Source organism: Streptomyces humi (genome assembly GCF_001005085.2).
Taxonomy (GTDB): domain Bacteria; phylum Actinomycetota; class Actinomycetes; order Streptomycetales; family Streptomycetaceae; genus Streptomyces; species Streptomyces humi.
Genome location: NZ_LBMU02000080.1, coordinates 18,724 through 37,679, shown reverse-complemented (window position 1 = coordinate 37,679; position 18,956 = coordinate 18,724). Strand labels below are relative to the sequence as shown.

Genomic DNA, 18,956 nt, shown 5'->3' with positions numbered 1-18,956 from the left:
CGTGTGGCCGTGGGGCCGTGGGGCCGTGGGGGCGGGTCGCGCCGTTCTCCGGGCTCCTACGGGACGATGTCCAGTCCCTCCAGCCTCAGCAGGTGGACCTTGCGTTCCAGTCCGCCCGCGTAGCCGGTCATCGAGCCGTCGGCGCCGATCACCCGGTGGCAGGGCCGCACGATCAGCAGCGGGTTGGCGCCGATCGCGCCGCCGACCGCGCGGACCGCCATCCTGGCCGCCCCGATGCGCGCGGCGATCTCCCCGTACGTCGTCGTCGCCCCGTACGGCAGGTCGTCGAGCGCGGCCCACACCCGTTCCCGGAACTCGGTGCCCCGCGCCCGCGACTCCAGCCGGAACTCCCTGAGTTCACCGGCGAAGTAGGCGCCGAGCTGTTCCTCGGCCGCCGTGAAGGGACCGGGGTCCTGCCGCCATCCCGCCTCGACGCTCCGGCCGCCCTTCTGTCCGGGCACGGACAGGGACGACAGCGCCCCGTCCGCGTCGGCGGTCAGCAGCAGCTCGCCGACGGGTGAGGGGATCCGGGTCCAGTAGGTGACGTCCATCAGTTCCTCGACTCTCCCTGTATGAGCCTTCTACGGGCCTTCTCAGACCTTCTGTGGGTCTTCTGCGGGCCTTCTAACGGCCTTCTACGGGCCTTCTACGGGCCTTCTGTGGGCCCTCTAACGGCCTTCTACCGGCCTTCTGCGAGCAGGTGCCGGACGGCGTACGAGCGCCACGGCCGCCAGGCGTCCGGTACGTCCAGGTCCGGCGGGGCGACATCGGGGTCACCGAGCGAGCGGACGCGGATCACGGCGACGGCCGCCGACGGCATGCCGGGCAGGGCCCGGAGCGCCGCCTCCGCCGCGTCCCGGTCGGCGCCCGGGTCGAGTCGTACCGTGCCGTCCGCGAGCGCCCCGGTCAGCGCGCCGAGCGCACCTGCGGGCTCGGCTCCGGCGAGCACGGCGGGGTCCGGGAAGAGGTGGGTGAGGCTTCCGGACGGGGCGTCCAGTGTCTTGCCGTACCGCTGGACCAGTCGTTCGGCGTCCGGGCCGGCCAGCGCCCGTACCGCCGCCTCGGCGGGATCCGCGGCGCCGGGCGACCGCAGCCCCGGCCGGGCCTCGACCAGCGGAGCGAGCCGTGGGTCGGCGGCCAGCCGCTCGTCGACGGCGTACGGGTCGGCGTCGAGGTCGAACAGCCGGCGCAGGCGTTGCACGGCGGTGGTCAGGTCACGCGGGTCGCTGAGGCGGAGCAGCGCGTCGAGCCAGCCGCCGGGGTGGGCGCCGGTCCCCGCGGCGGCGCCGGCGGTCCGTTCCTCGACGGCGACGACGGCGTGGCCGTAGGGCAGCCGGAGGGTACGGCGGTAGGTGCGGGCGCCGGGAGCTCCCGTGACCTCTTCCACACCGGGTACGGCCTCGCGGGCCAGCAGATCGAAGACGGGGCCGGCCTGGTAGGGGCCGCGGTGGGCGAGCCGGAGCGGGATCCCGGCGACGGGGTCGCCACGCCGGGCGCCGCGGCCGCCGGGCGCCGCCGAGCGCAGGGCGCTCGGGGTCGTGGCGTACACGGCGCGGACGGTGTCGTTGAACTGGCGCACACTGGCGAACCCGCTGGCGAACGCGATCTCCGTGACCGGCAGCCCGGTGGTCTGGAGCAGCACGCGGGCGGTGTGGGCGCGCTGGGCGCGGGCCAGGGCGACCGGCCCGGCGCCCAGCTCCGCGGTGAGCTGCCGCTGCACCTGGCGCGCGCTGTAGCCCAGCCGGTCGGCGAGGCCGCCGACGCCCTCCCGGTCCACCACGCCGTCGCCGATCAGCCGTACGGCCCGGCCGACGACGTCCGCACGGACGTTCCACTCGGCCGAGCCGGGGACGGCGTCGGGGCGGCAGCGCCGGCAGGCCCGGAACCCGGAGCCCTGGGCCGCGGCGGCGGTACGGAAGAAGCGCACGTTGCGCCGCTTCGGCGTGACCGCCGGGCAGCTGGGGCGGCAGTAGATCCCGGTCGTCTCGACGGCGAAGAAGAACGCGCCGTCGAACCGCGCGTCCCGGCTGCGCACCGCCTCGTACCTGGTGTCCTCGTCCATCACGCGTTCCATTGTGAGCGACGCCGGACCACGCCACTGGCGGAAAACGGACACGGCGCTCCCGCCCCGCCTCCGCCCTCTCCCCCGCCCCCGTCACTGCCCCTGTCCCCGCCCCTTGACGGCTACTCCCACCGCCCCCTCTTCGCCTCCATCGCCGCCTTGCCCTCGGCTCCCCTCTTCTTCCAGTCCTTCTTGATCTCGGCCCGGAGCCGCGCGTCCGTCTTGGCGACGATCCACTGGTTCTCCCGCACGAGCTTGCGGTAGCTCTCCAGCCGCCGCACCGACAGTTCCCCGTTCTCCACCGCGAGGCGGACCGCACAGCCCGGCTCGCTCCGGTGCGCGCAGTCTGCGAACCGGCACCCGTCGGCCAGCTCCTCGATCTCGGAGAAGACCTGTCCGACCCCGCCCTCGGCGTCGAAGAGGCCGACGCCCCGCAGGCCCGGCGTGTCGATCAGCACGCCGCCGCCCGGGAGCGGCAGCAGGTTCCGGGTGGTCGTGGTGTGGCGGCCCTTGCCGTCCACGTCCCGGGCCGCCCGGACGTCCAGCACGTCCTCGCCGAGCAGCGTGTTGGCGAGCGTGGACTTGCCGGCGCCGGACTGGCCCAGCAGCACCGACGTACCGGAGCCGACCAGCGCGACGAGGACGTCGAGGCCATCGCCCGCGAGCGCGCTGACGGTCAGGACGGGCACGCCGGGTGCCGACGCCTCGACGTCCTCGACGAGGTGCGCGAGGGTCACCGGGTCCGGGACCAGGTCCGCCTTGGTGAGGACGACCACCGGCTGCGCCCCGGACTCCCAGGCCAGCGCCAGGAACCGTTCGATGCGGCCGAGGTCGAGTTCGACGGCGAGGGACACCGCGACCACGGCGTGGTCGACGTTGGCCGCGAGGATCTGCCCCTCGGACCGCTTGGAGGAGGTGGAGCGCACGAAGGCGGTACGGCGCGGCAGACACGCCCGTACGTAGCGCGGGTTGCCGCCGGGTTCGACGGCGACCCAGTCACCGGTGCACACGACGCGCAGCGGATCGTGCGGGGTGACGAACGCGGTGTCGGCGCGGAGCGTCCCGCCGGCGGTGACGACGTCGCACTGCCCGCGGTCGACACGGACGACGCGCCCGGCCAGCAGGCCTTTGGCGGCGTAGGGGGCGAACTCCGTCGCCCAGGCCTCGTCCCAGCCGTAGGGAGCGAGCGCGGAGAGGTCAGCAGAGCTGGAAGTCAAGGGTGACCCTTCACAAGGGCGGCCCCGGGAAAGAGAGTTGGTCAGCCGGTGGCCGCGGAGGTGGAATGGATGAACTTCTGGTCACGGGCAGCGCCCATCGCAACGACAGCCATCGGTCACACCTCCTGTTGTCCTGCTCGGCGGACGGCAGCGGCCGGCGGCCACTGCGTGAAGCGGGGCTCAGCCTAGGGGTGTGCGCGAAGGGGCGCCAACGAATTACCGGCCGGCGGTGCGGGGGGTGTCGTACCGGGCACGGAATGGTTGCGGCATGGGCGTCCCGGCCCGTCGGTGCCGGGGCTGCGGCAGCATGTCCGCTCATGAGCCGAGACCGCTACGTCGACTTCCTGCGCGCGTGGGCGATCGGGCTGGTGGTCCTCGGCCACTGGCTCATCACCGTCCTGGTCAGGGAGCCGGACGGCCGGATCGTCGCCCCGGAGCTGCTGGCGACCGTGCCCTGGACCCAGTGGCTGACCCTGGCGTTCCAGATCATGCCGCTGTTCTTCCTGGCGGGCGGCCATGCCGCGGGCGGCTCCTGGGCGCGGGCCCGGGAGAGCGGCGCCACCGCCGCCGGGTGGCTGGGGCGGCGGGCGCTGCGGCTGCTCCTGCCGGTGGGCGTCTACAGCGGTCTGGTGCTGCTCGCCGTCGGTGTCAGTGCGGCGGCCGGCGTGGACGCGGACACGCTGGCACTGGTGGGCTGGGCGATGGCGATGCAGTTCTGGTTCCTGCCGGTGTACCTCATGCTCAGCGCCCTGACACCGGTGATGTACGCGGCGCACCGGCGCTGGGGGGCGCGGGTGCCGCCGGCGATGGGTGCGGCGGCCCTGGTGGTCGACGTGCTCGTGGTGCGGGAGCACATGCCGTACGTGGGGCTGCTCGACTACCTGCTCGTCTGGGGCGTGGCCTATCAGCTGGGCTTCTGCTGGCGCGACGGGCTGCTGACCGGGCGGCGGCTCCTGCCGCCGGTGATGGCGGCGGGCGGTGTGGCCGCGTTCGCCGCGCTGGTGACCCTCGGACCGTTCCCGGTCAGCCTGATCCTGGTGACCGGGCAGCACCCCGGCAACACCGATCCGCCGTCGGCCGCGATGCTGGCGTGGGTGGTGGCCCAGGTCGGGCTGTGCCTGCTCGTCGCGCCGCCGGTACGGCGGCTGCTGGACCGCGAGCGGGTGTGGCGCGTGGTCCGTCCCGTGGGCGCGGCCAGCATGACGCTGTACCTGTGGCACATGCTGCCGGTGCTGGTCGCCGCCGCCGCGTTCTACCTGACCGGCCTCGCACCCGAGCCGGGCGTGGGGTCGGCCGCCTGGTGGGCGCTGCGGCTGCCGTGGCTGCTGGTGCTCGGGGTGGTCCTGGCCGGGGTCGTGACCGTGCTCGGTCCGCTGGAGCGCGGGCTGGCCGTGCTGTACGAGCGGACCAGCCCGGACGCCGGCCTGCGGCGCGCCTGGTCCCTGTGGCCCGGTCTGGCCATGACCGTCGCCGCGCTGAGCCGGCTGGCCGTGCGGGGCTTCGCGCCGGACGGGCGGCTCCCCCTGCTGCCCGCCGCGGGCCTGACGCTGGGCACCGCGCTGGTGCTGCTCACCGGGTGGACCGCGGCCCGCCGGCCCGGCCGGCCCGCAGTGCCCCGGGTGGCGGACCGGGTGTGAACCGGGCGCGAGTAGGCCGGCCGGGTGAAAGGCGACGCGTCGACCGGCACGGTCCGGCGAGCTGTGCTACGGTCGTGGAGTCGCAGTTGTGGTACCCATGAACTTATGTGCGCCTGACGGGAATGCTCAATCCATCAGGCGCATTGTTTGTTTTCCGGCATCTCCGGATGGGGCCTCTGCCTACAGAAGGAGAATGTCATGGCACAGGGAACCGTGAAGTGGTTCAACTCCGAAAAGGGCTTCGGTTTCATCGAGCAGGACGGCGGCGGCCCCGACGTCTTCGCCCACTACTCGAACATCAGCGCCCAGGGCTTCCGTGAGCTCCTCGAGGGCCAGCGGGTCAGCTTCGACGTCACGCAGGGCCAGAAGGGCCCGCAGGCGGAGAACATCGTCCCCGCCTGATCACCGGACGCGTATCCGCTGACCGGGGTCCGCACCGTCAAGGTGCGGACCCCGGTTTGTGCTGTTTCCAGGAAGGCAGACCACCGCATGTCCCGCAGGCCCCAGAAGCCGAACCGGCGCACCCCCTCGACCAGACCCGCCGCATCGTCGTCGACGGAGTTCCGGCTGCCGGAAAGCACGACGCCCCCGCTTCCCGCCGTCGAGGACTTCGCGGCCCTGGACATGCCCGCAGGGCTGCTGAAGACCCTCGCCGCGCAGGGCGTGACCGACCCGTTCCCCATTCAGGCCGCCACCCTGCCCAACTCGCTGGCCGGCCGTGACCTGCTGGGACGAGGGCGTACCGGGTCCGGCAAGACCCTCGCGTTCGGTCTGGCGGTGCTGGCCCGCACGGCAGGTCTGCGCGCGGAGCCCAGGGCCCCGCTCGCCCTCGTGCTGGTGCCCACCCGGGAACTCGCCCAGCAGGTGACCGACGCGCTGACCCCGTACGCGACCGCGGTGAACCTCCGGGTGGCCACCGTGGTCGGCGGGCTCTCCATCACCAAGCAGGCCGCCACGCTCCGGCGCGGCGCGGAGGTGCTGGTCGCGACCCCCGGCAGGCTGAACGACCTCGTGGAGCGCGGTGACTGCGTGCTCGACCGGGTCGCCGTCACGGTGCTGGACGAGGCCGACCAGATGACCGACATGGGCTTCCTGCCGCAGATCACCAAGCTGATCGAGCTGGTACGGCCCGACGGGCAGCGCATGCTCTTCTCGGCCACCCTGGACCGCAACATCGACCGGCTGGTGCAGCGGTTCCTGACCGACCCCGTGGTGCACTCCGTGGATCCGTCCGCGGGAGCCGTGACCACCATGGAGCACCACGTGCTCCACATGCAGGACGAGACCGACAAGAAGGCCGTCACCACGCGGATCGCGGCCCGTGACGGGCGGGTCATCCTCTTCCTCGACACCAAGAGGTCCGCCGACCGGCTCACCAAGCGGCTGCTGGCGGTCGGCGTGCGCGCGGCCGCGCTGCACGGGGGCCGCTCCCAGCCGCAGCGCACCCGGACCCTGGAGCAGTTCAAGAACGGCCAGGTCACGGCGCTGGTGGCGACGAACGTCGCGGCCCGGGGCATACACATCGACGACCTCGACCTGGTCGTGAACGTCGATCCCCCGACCGACCACAAGGACTACCTGCACCGGGGCGGCCGCACGGCCCGCGCCGGCGGCTCCGGCAGTGTGGTCACCCTGGTCCTGCCCGACCAGAAGCGGGACGTCACCCGGCTGATGTCCGACGCCGGCATCCGCCCCAGGACGGCCCGCGTCACGTCGGCCGACACGGAGCTGGCCACCCTCACCGGCGCCCGCGAGCCCTCCGGCGTGCCCGTCACCATCGAGGTCCCCCAGCCGACGCCACCGCAGGCGTCCCGCCCGGACCGCAGGCCCGGCACCGACAGCGGCCGACGGTCCGCCCGCCGCCGGGGCGGCACCCGCGGCTCCGGGTCCCCGGACACCACGACCCGGACGGCGAACACCAACGGCCGCGCGGCCGGCACGAACACCCGGACGAAGGGCACCACCGACCAGGCGACGGGCACCACCGGCAAGTCCCGAACCGCGTCCACCGGCCAGGCGCGGACCGCGTCCACCGGCCAGACCCGGAGCACGTCCGCCGGCCAGACCCGGAGCACGTCCTCCCGCGGCGCGAAGGGGAGCTCCGCCCGTGCCGCGGGCGCCGGTGCCCGCGGCACGACGGCCGCCACCCAGCGCGGCGCGGGCTCCCCGGCCCGCACCACCGGCGGCGCCTCCCGCACCAGGGGCTCCGCCACCCGCACCAGAGGCACCGCCACCCGCGGCGACTGACCGGCACCCGGGGCCCAGCCGAACAGCGGGTTCCGGCGGGCATTCCGCCCCCGGCGAGCTCCGAGAAACGGTGGGCGGGGCCGCTGTGCCCGCCGGAACCCGCCCCCGGACCTCGACAGGCTCCCGGTTCCGGCGGGCTTCCGGGCCCCCGTAGGGAATGCCGCCCGGCTCCCCTACGCGGCGAACGGGCCCGGGATCTCGCCCGAGCCGCGTTGGATCAGGCGGGTCGGCATCACCACGGTGCGTGCCGGGGAGGTGTCGCCGTGGATGCGGGCGAACAGCAGGTGGGCCGCGCTGGTGGCGAGGGCGACCGGGTCCTGGGCGATCACCGTGACGGGCGGGGTCAGCCGGGCGGCGAGCGCGAAGTCGTCGAAACCGACGAAGGCCAGTCCCGGCGGGAGTTCGGTGAGGGCACCGAAGGCGAGGATCTCGTTGCCGGCCAGCAGCGCCGTCGGCGGGTCGGGCAGCGCCAGCATCCCGGCGACCGCCCGCGCCGCCTCCGGCCCCGACCGCGCACCCTCCCTCACCAGCGCCGGATCCGCCGCGATCCCCGCCGCCGCCAGCGCGGCGACATAGCCCCGCCGGCGTTCGCCGAACGTCCAGATCTCCGGCCTGTCCCCGACGTACCCGATCCTGCGGTGGCCGTGTGCCACCAGCGCCCCGACCGCCTCCCGCACCGCGCCGAAGTTGTCGACCACCACGGCGTCCACGTCCAGACCGGGTGCCGCCCGGTCCACACAGACGATCTTCGTGCCCTGCACCTGGGCGGGCCGCAGGAACCGGTGACTGCCGGCCGCCGGGGTGAGGATCAGCCCGTCGACTCGGCGGGCGGTGAACGCGGCGATCACCTCGCGCTCCCGGCGCAGATCGGCCCGGCTGGAGCCGATGAGCATGACGCTGCCGCGCTGCCGGGCCACGTCCTCGGCGGCGGAGGCGACCGCCGCCATGAAGGGGTCGGCGACATCGTCGACCAACAGCCCTATGGTCTGGCTCAGTTCATGGGTGCGGCGCAACTGCCGAGCCACGTCGTCCCGTTGGTAGCCCAGTTTGCGGACCGCGGCCTCCACCCGTGCTGCGGTCCGCGGGGCGACGGCCGAATCTCCGTTGACGACGCGGGACACCGTCATCGCGCTGACGCCCGCTTCCGCGGCAACGTCCTTCATGGTCGGCCGGGTGGCTGCCACGCCACGTCCTCCACCTGCGTCACGTTTGAGCGTCGACTCGTTAACGTTACCAACTCGACGGCATATCAACCGCCGTGCGGACAAGGGAAATCGAGGACCCGGCCCCGCGATCGGCCGCCGTGTGCACCACCCTTGACACCCCGCTGTGGGCGCCCCAAGAATCAGCCAAGCTGTTAACGATACCAACCAGAAGGCACAACATGGCCTCTGCAAGGGAACCACTGCTCACCGCACACGGCGTGGTCAAACGTTTCGGTCACGTCGAGGCGCTCTCGGGCGCCGATTTCACGGCATATCCCGGCGAGGTCGTCGCCCTGATCGGCGACAACGGCGCCGGCAAGTCAACTCTGGTGAACGTACTGTCCGGCGTCCTCGCGCCCGACGCCGGCGAAGTCCGCCTGGACGGGGCGCCCGTGCGGTTCTCCGGCCCGATGGACGCCCAGCGGCACGGCGTCGAGACGGTGTACCAGGACCTGTCACTCGCACCCGACCTCGACGCGGCGGCCAATCTCTACCTCGGCCGGGAGAGCGTACGCGGCGGGCTGCTCGGCCGCATCGGCGTCCTCGATCGGCCCGCGATGCGCCGGGAGGCGGTCAAGGCCTTCGCCGAACTCGGCGTCGAACTGAAGGATGTGACGGCTGCTGTGACAACGTTGTCCGGCGGTCAGCGGCAGTCCGTCGCGGTGGCCCGCGCGGTCGCCTTCGCGCACAAGGTCATCTTCATGGACGAGCCGACCGCCGCCCTGGGCGTCGTCCAGCGCGCCCGGGTCCTGGAGACCGTGCGCAAGGTCGCCGACCGGGGCATCTGCGTCGTGCTGATCAGCCACAACATGCCCGAGGTGCTGTCGGTCGCGGACCGGGTGGAGGTGCTGCGGCTGGGCCGGCGCGTCGCGTCGTACACCGCGGCGGACACCACGATCGAGGAGCTCGTCGGGGCCATGACCGGGTCGCTGGACGGCCCGAACGGGGGCAAGGAAGCGGAGGGCGCGCGATGACCGCGGAGAGTCAGAAGGCGGCGGCCGTCGACGGCCGTCCGGGCGTGCCGGACTGGCTCCGGCGGGCCGCGACCCTCAACGAACTGTGGACCTTCGTGATCCTGGTGGCCCTGGTGGCGTTCTTCACCATCGCCGCCCCGGGCAAGTTCTTCACCACGTACGACATCACCCAGATCGCCGTGAACGCGGCCATCTACCTGGTGCTCGGCGTCGGCATGACGTTCGTGATCATCACGGCGGGCATCGACCTGTCGATCGGCTCGGTGCTGGTGCTGGCCGCGGTGGCGGCGGGTGAGTACAACCTCCATCACGGCGGCCCGGACTCCGGCTGGGGCACGGTCGCGTTCTGTGTCGTCATCGCGCTGGCGGTGGGCACGGCGTGGGGCGCGCTCCAGGGCGCGGTGGTGGCGAGCGGCAAGGTGCCGCCGCTGATCGTGACGCTGGGCGGGCTGGGCGCGGCACTGGGGATCGCCGAACTCGCCACCGGTGGCCAGGATCCCGCCGGGGCGGCCTCCACCCATCTTCAGAACAGCCTCGGTTTCGGGAAGGTGCTCGGCATCCCCTGGATGGTGATCCTGGCCGCGGTGGTGACCGCGCTGTTCGGCGCGGTGCTGGCCGGCACCCGGTTCGGCGAGCACACCCTCGCCATCGGTTCGAACCCGACTGCCGTACGGCGGGCGGGCATTCCGGTGGGCCGGCATCTGGTGAAGGTGTACGGGCTGATGGGGCTGCTGGCCGGGCTCGGCGCCGTGATGTGGCTGGCCTCGTACGGTACGACGTCGATCGCCGGGCACTCCACCGACAACCTGAAGGTGATCACCGCGGTGGTGCTCGGCGGCACCAGCCTGTTCGGCGGCCGCGGTTCGGTGCTGGGCACGGTGATCGGCGTGTTCATCCCGGCGGTGCTGACCACCGGGCTGATCGTGATCGGCGTCCAGCAGTACTGGCAGGACGTGGCGGTGGGCGTGGTCCTGGTCGTGGCCGTGTACGTCGACCAGCTGCGCAGGAAGACCCGGGAACGCGCATGACGAGGGACAAGGAGAACTCTGTGATGGGGAGCATTCGCAGCAGGCGCGGGTTGCTGGTCGCGGTGGGCACGGTGCTGGCCCTGGGCGCGGCCTCGGCGTGCGGCTCGTCGGACGACGGTGGCGGCTCGGGGAGTTCGGGCGGCGCCAAGGGCAAGAAGGTGCGGCTGATCACGGGGGTGAAGAGCGACCCGTTCTACATCACCATGACCTGTGCGGCGCAGCAGGAGGCCAAGGCCAAGGGGATGGACTTCACGGCCGACGGTTCCGCGCAGTGGGACGTGTCGGTGCAGCGCCCGCTGCTCGACTCGGTGGCGGCGGCCCGCCCGGACGGGCTGCTGATATCGCCGGTCGACACCAGCGCGCTGACGCCGTCGCTGAAGCAGATCCAGTCGGCCGGCACCAAGGTGGCGCTGGTGGACACGACGGTGAGCGACGACTCCGTCGGTATCACCCGGATCTCGTCGGACAACGAGAAGGGTGGCCGGGTGGCCGCCGACGCGCTGGCGAAGCTGATGAACGAGAAGGGCTCGGTCATCGTCATCAGCGTCAAGCCCGGTGTGTCGACGACCGACGCACGGATCAAGGGCTTCACCGAGGAGATGGGCAAGTACCCGAACATCAAGGTGCTGCCCACGCTCTACGACAACGACCTGCCGGCCACGGCGGCCTCCCAGATCCAGTCGACGCTCGCCGCCCACCCCGACCTGGGCGGGGCGTTCGCGGGCAACACCAACACCGGGACGGGTATCGCCACCGGACTGAAGCAGGCCGGCAAGCAGGGCGCGGTGAAGGTGGCCGCGTTCGACGCGGAGCCGGACGAGGTCGCCGCGCTGAAGGCGGGCACCCTCCAGGTGCTGGTCGCGCAGGACCCGGCGGCGATCGGCAGGCAGGCGGTGGACCAGCTCGCCGACGCCTTCGAGGGCAAGTCGGTCAGCAAGTCGATCGGCACCGACATGGTGGCGATCACGAAGGACAACATGAACGACCCGTCGGTCAGCAAGTACTTCTACAAGTCGCAGTGCTGACGCGGTACTCGGCGGCACTCTGACGTGCCGTCAGCGGCCGGGCCGACCCGCCCTCGTGGGTCCGCCCGGCCGCCGGTCGTACGCGCGGCTCAACTCAGCGAGCAGGGTTCGCCGTTCAGGGTGAAGGCGTACGGCGCGGAGTTCTCGCCGCTCCAGGTCCCGAGGAAGCCGAAGGAGAGGCTGCCGTTCGCGGAGACCGACTGGTTGTAGTCGGCCGCGTCGGCGGTGACCTGCCCGCCGCTCTGGCTGACCGAGGCGTCCCACATCTGGGTGACCTTCTGGCCGTCCCGGAAGGACCACTCGACCCGCCAGCCGGACAGCGCCTGGGTGGTCGTGACGGTGACGGTGGACTGGAAGCCGTCGGTCCACTGGTTGACCAGGTCGTAGGAGGCGTGGCAGGTGCCCGCCTCCTGGGCGGTGGGGCTCGCGGAGCTGGTGGCCCGGTGGTCGGGGCCGGTGCTCGCGGTGGACGAGGAGGTGCCCTGCGGCTCCGGGTCGGGGTTCTTGTGGCCCGGCTTGCCGGTGGTGGCCGAGGAGGACGGGGCGGCCGAGGCGGTGTGCGTGGACGCCGGGTCCGAGGCGGAGGGCAGGACGGAGGTGGGGTCGGCGACCGGCTGGCGGTCGTCGTGGGAGGCGGCGGCCGTGTCGTCGCCGGCGCCACCGCCCATCGGCATCATCGAGACGCCGAGCGCGACCAGCGAGATCAGCACCGCGGCGCCGAGTAGGCCGTGGCGCAGCACCTTGCTCCGGCCGGTGCCCTCCTTGGGGTCGCCGCCGTCGCTCTCGGGGGCGGCCGGGCGGCCCGCGCCGAGCCGTACCTCGGCGGCACGGCGGCGGCGCTCCAGGTAGGCGAGGCCGCCCCAGCCTATGACCCCGCCGGCCAGCGCCGCGGGCAGTCCGCCGCCGTGCAGCCGCAGACAGGCGGCGGCCTCGGCGCACTGCACACAGGTGGCGAGGTGCCGGGAGAGGTCGTCGGGCGTGTCGGCCGCCGAGGAGCGGGTGACCGCGTCGAGCAGCCGGGCGTAGCTGCGGCACTCCGCTTCCATCGGCGTGTCGAGGTGGGCTCGGTGGGCGCGGTCGCGGAAGAGTCCGCGGACCTGCTCCAGCTCCTGGGCGGCGACGGCCGGGTCGAGACCGAGCCGGCGGGCCACGGAGGGCAGCGGCAGCGCCTCCACCTCGGCCAGCCACAGCAGCGAGGCATCCGCCTCCTGCATGTCCCGCAGGCCGCGCAGGGCGACGGGCCGCTGCAACGGCAGGCCCGTGTAGCGCGCGGCCTTCTCGGAGTTGAGCCACAGCCTCAGGTCCGGGTCGAGCTTGTGCCCGAGTCCCTGCGCCTCCCAGCCGGCGGCCGTGTTGCGGACCGCGGTGAGCAACAGCGGGATCATCGGCAGCCGGGCGGCGCGCCGTCCGCTGGTGCGCGGGGGCGCGAAGTCCGCTTCACGGGCCTCGCGCATACCCAGCGTGAAGGCCTCGGTGGCCAGCTGATTGGCCGTCAGAGAGCCGGACGTGCACAGGTCGGCATAGGAGAGCACCGCGTCCCAGCATTCGGAGAACAGCGCTGCCTCAGCGGCGTCCTGAGGGGTCGGCAGGTCAGGCATGGGTCTCCTGCATCCAATGCGAGGTCAACTCACCATATCGGCAATGGAGTTGGGGGGAACCTCGCGGCAGGACCCGAGCTTTTCACGTCTCCTGCACAACTGACAAGCGGCATATTCAAAACCGGTGACCGATGGTCGTGCGACGATTCCTTGCCGTCACCCATACCATCGGTCACCGGTGTTGCGTCAAGCCGCCGTGCTCAGTGCCGTACTCGGTGCCGTGACCCACAACTCCGGCCTCTTGTACGGACCGCGACCGCCATTCGACTCACCGTTCCCGGAAGTCTCGTCCGAACGGTTCCGGATCAGGCCTCCACCGGCGTCTCGGCGGGGAGGCTGTCCATGAAGGAGCTCACTGAGAAGACGGCACGGCCGGGGCCGGGCGGGCCGTAGCCGGGGGGCGAGGAGAGGCCGAAGTCCTCCATGGTCTGGCGGTAGGCCTGGAGCAGCCGGATGTGGTACTCCAGCGGCGCGCCCGCCGGGTTGGCCTTGCCGAGCGGGGTGGTGGGCTCGGGGCACCAGGTGGTGAACCGGGGCGTGATGCCCTGGGACATGAAGAAGCGCAGGCCCTCGGTGGTGGAGGCGATCGCCTCGTCGACGGTCTTGAAGCCGAACGGCTCGGCCATCTCCACGCCGGCCACGAAGTTGGGGATCACGTTGCGGGCGCCGAAGATCTCGGCGGAGTCCAGGATCCGCTTGTGCCACTCGTCCCGGCCGACGTACCGCTCCTTGCCCGGGCAGTACATCTTGAACAGGTACTCGTCCCACACCTCGTAGTTGGGGTGGTAGATCTGCACGCCGTAGTCCTTGAACCGCTGCACGTCGTCACGCGGCAGCGCCTGCGCGACCACCTTGCCGATCCAGCGGCCCGGGAAGCGCTCCTCGATGGCCTTGGCGTAGTGCCCGTAGAAGTCGGCCTCGTCGCGCCCGGCGACGGTCTTGGTGATCGCACCGCCCGTCAGCGTGTAGGCGGTGGACGTCTTCGCGGTGTCGTACCGGTCGATGATCTCCAGCGCCTCCAGAACCTCCTCCACGTCCTTGACGCCGGTGTACGGCCGGCCGGCCGCCTTGTGCTGGCGCCAGTTGTGGTTGATGTCGCAGTACTGGCACTCCTCCTTGGCGCCGAAGTACTGGCAGACCCGGAAGACGGTCAGGTAGATCAGGTAGCCCCACTGGATGGTCGGGGCGACCTCCATCACGGACTTCCCGTTGGCGAGCTTGTGCCGGTAGTACTCCGGCATCGGGGGCACGCCGACGTCGGCGATCCGCTGCCCGTCGAGGTAGAGGCCGAGCATCCCCTCGTCGTCGGCGGCGACCCGGTACGGCGAGGTGGGGTTCACCCGCACCGAGACCACGGTCCGCCGCAGGTCGTAGGGGCCGCCGGTGAGGATGATCTCCTCCGGGGGCCGGCGCAGCGCGGCCTCGCCCAGCTCGGGCAGGGTGCCGTGGTCGAAGGAGAAGATGAAGTACGACTTCGGCTTGACCTCGCCCCCTTCGTTGTCGCTCAGCGCGGAGGGATCGAAGGCCACACCGCCCCGAAGCAGGTCCTCCTTGAAGACGGCTTCCCGTGGTACGTGCGGGAACCTCTCCATCAGATCCTCGACCAGCGCGGTACGGCTGCCCATCCCGTGTCTCCTCCCGGCTCAGGCGTTCGACTCCTCACGGTATGCCCCCGCCCGGCCGTCAGCCGTGCCGGGTCCCCCCACGACGCGCGACATGTTCCGGTACGGGGTGGTTCGGGGGCAGTGCGGGATCCGTCACGGGGGCTCCCCAGACCGAGGTCAGCGGCAGGACACCCGCCCACAGCCCGAGTTCCGCGTCCGGTCCCTCCCCGTCCTCCGGGGCGCCGGTGCGGATCTTGACGGACGCCTCCTCGAGGGAGAGGGCGAGCAGGGTGGTGGCGGCCAGCTCCTTCCGGTCCGGGCGGCGGGCGTACGTCCACTGGCCCGGGGCGGAGTGCTCGGTGAGCAGGCGCAGGCCCGCCAGTTTCTCCTCGGGGTCGGTCACCTTGCGGGCGGTGCCGTGGATCATGGCGCTGCGGTAGTTGACCCCGTGCTCGAAGACCGACCGCGCCAGCACCAGACCGTCCACATGGGTCACGGTGACGCACACCGGGGCGCCGCCCGCGAGGCTGCGGCTGGCGACCGAGCCGTGCAGGTACAGCTGCCGGCCGTCGCGCCCGTACACCGTCGGCACGACCAGCGGCCGCCCCTCGACCACCACCCCGAGATGGCAGACGAACCCGGCGTCCAGGATCGCCTCCAGATCGGCGCGGTCGAGACTGCCCTGCTCACGGAGCCGCCGGTGCCGGGTGAGGTCGGTGTCGGGAAGCCGGTCTGCACTCATGACGCCAACGCTACCGATATCGCAGATTCAAGGCCACACAATCACGGATTACGAATCCACCGGGCCCAACGCGACGAAATCCGCACCTCGACTACTCGGCCCCGGCCTGCGTGTCGACTCCCGCAGCACCACGTGCGTCCCCAGCACCAGATGCTGGCCGTCCGGCAGCTCGTCGCGGTGCAGGGCGAGGCGGACCGCGGCGCGGCCCAGTTCCTCCTGGGGCACGTGGACCGTGGTGAGGGTCGGGTGGACGTCGCGGGCCACCGGGATGTCGTCGTACCCGGCCACCGCGATGTCCTGCGGGATACGGCGGCCCGCCTCCCGTACCGCCTGGATCACACCCGTGGCGATCATGTCGGTGGCGGCGAAGATCGCCGTGAACTCCTTTCCCGAGGTGAGGAGTTCACGGGCCGCCTGGTAGCCGTAGGAGCGCGAGAAGACACCGTCCAGGATCAGCTCGGGGTCGGGGGCGAGGCCGAGGAGTTCGTGGGCGCGGGTGAAGCCGGCGATGCGCTGCGCGCTGGTGGACAGACCGGGGACGCGGCCGAGGTAGGCGATGCGCCGGTGGCCGCCGGAGAGCAGGTGGCCGGTGAGGGCGAAGGCGCCGCCCTCGTTGTCGTAGTCGACCACCGTGGCGGGGACGCCCGGGCCGAGCGGCGGCCTGCCCACCAGCACCAGCCGGGATCCGGCCCGGTCCAGCGCGTGCGCGAAGTGGGTCATCCGGTCGTGGTAGGCCTTGTCCTGGAGGGCGCCGCCCACCACGATCACGGCGTCGGCCCGCTGCTCCCGCATGGTCTCCACGACGGCGAGGATGCGCCGGGGATCGCCGTGCGTGGTGCAGAGCATGCACAGCCGGCCCTCCGCGGAGGCCTGCTCCTCGACCCCGCGGGCGATGTGCGCGTAGAACGGGCCGGTGACGTCGTCCACGACGAAGGCGACCGTGTTGTTGGTGGCGCCGCCGAGCGCCCGGGCGTGCGCGTTGACCACGTAGTCCAGCTCGCGCATCGCCTTCAGGACCTTGGCGCGGGTGGCGGTGGCCACCGGGTAGGTGCCGCCCAGGACCCGGGAGACGGTCGACGCGGAGACACCGGCCCGCGCGGCCACGTCCCGTACCGTCGACGCGTCCCCGTTCAGTGCCGGCTGGGTCCTCTTCGCCACCGCTCGGCTCCCCTTCGTCATGTCGTTCATGTCACCCTACGAGACGGACCTCACGCGGCCCGCTCCAGGACCGAGTGGTCGATCGCGTACCGCAGCCCGTCACCGGTCAGCAGCCGTTGCGCCTCTTCGACGACGGTGATGCCGAGCCGCGCCACCTCGTTGCCCTGGGAGCCCGCGAGGTGCGGGGTGAGGAAGGCGTTGGGGAGGTCGAAGAGCGGGGAGTCGGCGGGCAGCGGCTCGGGGTCGGTCACGTCGAGGACGGCGCTCAGCCGGCCGGTGCGCAGTTCCCCGACCAGGGCGTCGTGGTCGACCAGCGAGCCGCGCGCGGTGTTGATCAGCACCGCCCCGTCCGGCATCAGGGCGAGTTCGCGGGCGCCGACCAGGTGCCGGGTCTCGGGGGTCTGCGGGGCGTGCACGGTGACGATGTCCGAGGTGCGCAGCAACTCGTCCAGCGGCAGCAGCGGGACCCCGAGCCGGGCGGCCTCGGCCTGGTCCACGTAGGGGTCGGCGAGGCTGACCGACAGGTCGTGCGGGCGCAGGAGTTCGATGAGACGGCGGCCGATGCGGGAGGCGCCGACGATGCCGACCCGGCGGTGGAAGTTGCCGATGCCGGGGACGATGTCGCCGTACGGGAAGGCGCGGCGGCTGCGCAGCAGGTCACGGAAGGCGAAGACGTCCTTCCCGGCGAGCAGGATCATCGCGAGGGTGTACTCGGCGACGGGCAGCGCGTTGGCGGCGGCCGCCGAGGAGACCAGGATGCCGCGCCGCCAGACCTCCGGCGTGGTGAAGCCCTTGACCGAGCCGGCCGCGTGCAGCACCGCGCGCAGCCTGGGCGCCGCGTCCAGCGCCGCCGGGTCCAGGACCGGGCAGCCCCAGCCGGTGACGAGGACCTCGGTGCGGGCGAGCGTCTCCCGTACCCGGGGATCGGCGAAGTCGTGCGCCACCAGAGTGGGATCGATTTCTACGTGCTCGCGCAACCGCGCGAGCACGTCCGGCGGGAAGATGTGCGGCACGTTCTGGGCCGTCATGGCGAACAGTGCCTGGGGACGCTCGGGCAAGGAAGTGACCTTCCGGCTCGGTGACGCGCGGATAGCAACCGGTCTCTACCGTAGGTGTCGGCGAATGAGAGGGTCAATGGACAAGCACTCCCCGGAGCCGGTCCCGGCCGCTTCGGAGGACGACAGGAAAGGCACGGCACAGATGACGGATCCGGTGCAGAAGGTCACCAACTGGGCGCGCAACATCACGTACACCGCCGCGGAGTTCCACCGCCCGGACTCGCCGGACGCGCTGCGGTCCCTGGTGGCGGCCAGCGCGCGGGTACGGGTGCTGGGCAGCGGGCACTCCTTCAACCGCATCGCCGATCCGGGCCCGCGGGGCGTGCTGGTCTCGATCGCCGGGCTGCCGCCGGGGATCGAGGTGGACACGGCGGCCCGTACGGTGCGGGTCGCGGGCGGGGTGCGGTACGCCGAACTGGCCCGTGCGGTGCACGCGCGAGGCCTCGCGCTGCCCAACATGGCCTCGCTGCCGCACATCTCGGTGGCCGGTTCGGTCGCCACCGGCACCCATGGCTCGGGTGTGACCAACGGGCCGCTCGCGGCGCCGGTCCGGGAGGTGGAGCTGGTCCTCGCCGACGGTTCGACCGGGACCGTCGCCCGCGGGGACGCCCGCTTCGACGGCGCGGTGACCTCGCTGGGCGCGCTGGGCGTCGTCACCGCGCTCACCCTGGACCTGGAGCCGGCGTACGAGGTCGAGCAGACCGTTCATGTCGAACTGCCCTTGGAGGGGCTGGACTTCGAGGCCGTGACCGGGGCCGCGTACAGCGTGAGCCTGTTCACGGACTGGCGCGATCCGGGGTTCCGGCAGGCGTGGGTCAAGCGGCGCACCGACCAGGCGGCCGTGGAGTTCGGGTGGGGCGTGCCCGCGAAGGTGGCGATGCACCCGGTACCGGGCATGCCGGGCGGCAACTGCACCGAGCAGTTCGGGGTGCCGGGGCCCTGGCACGAGCGGCTCCCGCACTTCCGCGCCGAGTTCACGCCGAGCAGCGGCGACGAACTCCAGTCGGAGTACCTGCTGCCGAGAGCGGCGGCCGAGGCCGCACTGCACGCGGTCGACGGCATCCGGCGGACGGTCTCCGCCGTGCTCCAGACCTGCGAGGTGCGGACGATCGCCGCCGATCCGCAGTGGCTCAGCCCGGCCCACGGACGGGACTCGGTGGCCCTGCACTTCACCTGGGTCGACGACCTGACGGCCGTGCTGCCGGTGGTGCGCCGGCTGGAGGAGGCGCTGGAGCCGTTCGATCCGCGCCCGCACTGGGGCAAGGTGTACGCGATGTCCGGCGAGGCCCTGCGCGACCGCTATCCGCGACTCGCCGACTTCCGCGCCCTGGCCCGGGAGCTGGACCCCGAAGGGAAGTTCACGAACCCCTTCGTGGCGGAGGTCCTGGAGAACTGACCGCC

16 protein-coding genes are annotated in these 18,956 nt (G+C 72.4%); 7 read left to right on the top strand and 9 right to left on the bottom strand.

The genetic code is table 11. The annotated features are described in order from the left end of the window. Positions 1-56: 56 nt before the first annotated feature. The 3 genes from AAW13_RS32185 to rsgA form a co-directional block, all read right to left on the bottom strand. The gene (locus AAW13_RS32185) at positions 57-551 is read right to left on the bottom strand and encodes a methylated-DNA--[protein]-cysteine S-methyltransferase (protein WP_046734785.1); all 495 of its coding nucleotides are present in this window, start codon (positions 549-551) and stop codon (positions 57-59) included. 128 nt (positions 552-679) lie between these two features. Next, entirely contained in the window at positions 680-2,062 is a 1,383-nt protein-coding gene (locus AAW13_RS32180) for a DNA-3-methyladenine glycosylase 2 family protein (RefSeq protein ID WP_206306301.1), read from the bottom strand. Positions 2,063-2,184: 122 nt separating this feature from the next. Next, the gene (gene rsgA, locus AAW13_RS32175) at positions 2,185-3,279 is read right to left on the bottom strand and encodes a ribosome small subunit-dependent GTPase A (protein WP_046734109.1); all 1,095 of its coding nucleotides are present in this window, start codon (positions 3,277-3,279) and stop codon (positions 2,185-2,187) included. Positions 3,280-3,596: 317 nt separating this feature from the next. Here rsgA and AAW13_RS32170 point away from each other — a divergent pair, with 317 nt between their 5' ends. From AAW13_RS32170 to AAW13_RS32160, 3 genes are all read left to right on the top strand, one after another. Beyond that, positions 3,597-4,916 carry an acyltransferase family protein gene (locus AAW13_RS32170; RefSeq protein ID WP_046734108.1) on the top strand — a complete coding sequence of 440 codons (1,320 nt, stop codon included), beginning with the start codon at positions 3,597-3,599 and terminating at the stop codon, positions 4,914-4,916. Between the two features lie 198 nt (positions 4,917-5,114). Further along, positions 5,115-5,318, top strand: a complete 204-nt coding sequence (locus AAW13_RS32165; RefSeq protein WP_046734107.1) for a cold-shock protein — start codon at positions 5,115-5,117, stop codon at positions 5,316-5,318. An 87-nt stretch (positions 5,319-5,405) separates the two neighbouring features. After that, positions 5,406-7,163 carry a DEAD/DEAH box helicase gene (locus AAW13_RS32160; RefSeq protein ID WP_046734106.1) on the top strand — a complete coding sequence of 586 codons (1,758 nt, stop codon included), beginning with the start codon at positions 5,406-5,408 and terminating at the stop codon, positions 7,161-7,163. Positions 7,164-7,336: 173 nt separating this feature from the next. Here the strand turns inward: AAW13_RS32160 and AAW13_RS32155 are convergent, their stop codons facing one another. Beyond that, positions 7,337-8,347: a LacI family DNA-binding transcriptional regulator gene (locus AAW13_RS32155; protein ID WP_338059070.1), complete on the bottom strand. Its 1,011-nt coding sequence runs from the start codon at positions 8,345-8,347 to the stop codon at positions 7,337-7,339. A 200-nt stretch (positions 8,348-8,547) separates the two neighbouring features. On the opposite strand from AAW13_RS32155, the gene AAW13_RS32150 reads away from it, so the two are divergent. The 3 genes from AAW13_RS32150 to AAW13_RS32140 are packed head-to-tail and all read left to right on the top strand — an operon-like array spanning position 8,548 to position 11,395. Next, positions 8,548-9,342, top strand: a complete 795-nt coding sequence (locus AAW13_RS32150; RefSeq protein ID WP_046734105.1) for an ATP-binding cassette domain-containing protein — start codon at positions 8,548-8,550, stop codon at positions 9,340-9,342. After that, entirely contained in the window at positions 9,339-10,370 is a 1,032-nt protein-coding gene (locus AAW13_RS32145; protein ID WP_046734104.1) for an ABC transporter permease, read from the top strand. Before AAW13_RS32150 ends, AAW13_RS32145 begins: the two co-directional genes overlap by 4 nt. 23 nt (positions 10,371-10,393) lie before the next feature. Continuing rightward, the gene (locus AAW13_RS32140; RefSeq protein ID WP_046734103.1) at positions 10,394-11,395 is read left to right on the top strand and encodes an ABC transporter substrate-binding protein; all 1,002 of its coding nucleotides are present in this window, start codon (positions 10,394-10,396) and stop codon (positions 11,393-11,395) included. A gap of 89 nt (positions 11,396-11,484) precedes the next feature. Here AAW13_RS32140 and AAW13_RS32135 read toward each other — a convergent pair whose 3' ends face one another. From AAW13_RS32135 to AAW13_RS32115, 5 genes are all read right to left on the bottom strand, one after another. Then, a complete protein-coding gene (locus tag AAW13_RS32135) occupies positions 11,485-12,993 on the bottom strand; it encodes a cellulose-binding domain-containing protein (protein ID WP_046734102.1) in 1,509 nt (502 codons plus the stop codon). Between the two features lie 305 nt (positions 12,994-13,298). Continuing rightward, the gene (locus AAW13_RS32130; protein ID WP_046734101.1) at positions 13,299-14,618 is read right to left on the bottom strand and encodes a radical SAM protein; all 1,320 of its coding nucleotides are present in this window, start codon (positions 14,616-14,618) and stop codon (positions 13,299-13,301) included. A 58-nt stretch (positions 14,619-14,676) separates the two neighbouring features. Continuing rightward, positions 14,677-15,339, bottom strand: a complete 663-nt coding sequence (locus AAW13_RS32125) for a pyridoxamine 5'-phosphate oxidase family protein (protein WP_046734100.1) — start codon at positions 15,337-15,339, stop codon at positions 14,677-14,679. A gap of 48 nt (positions 15,340-15,387) precedes the next feature. Beyond that, positions 15,388-16,497 carry a LacI family DNA-binding transcriptional regulator gene (locus tag AAW13_RS32120; protein ID WP_240528795.1) on the bottom strand — a complete coding sequence of 370 codons (1,110 nt, stop codon included), beginning with the start codon at positions 16,495-16,497 and terminating at the stop codon, positions 15,388-15,390. 50 nt (positions 16,498-16,547) lie between these two features. Then, a complete protein-coding gene (locus AAW13_RS32115; RefSeq protein ID WP_046734099.1) occupies positions 16,548-17,555 on the bottom strand; it encodes a hydroxyacid dehydrogenase in 1,008 nt (335 codons plus the stop codon). A 142-nt stretch (positions 17,556-17,697) separates the two neighbouring features. Between AAW13_RS32115 and AAW13_RS32110 the strand changes: the two genes are divergently transcribed. Then, positions 17,698-18,951, top strand: a complete 1,254-nt coding sequence (locus tag AAW13_RS32110; RefSeq protein WP_046734112.1) for an FAD-binding protein — start codon at positions 17,698-17,700, stop codon at positions 18,949-18,951. The last annotated feature ends 5 nt before the right edge of the window (positions 18,952-18,956 follow it).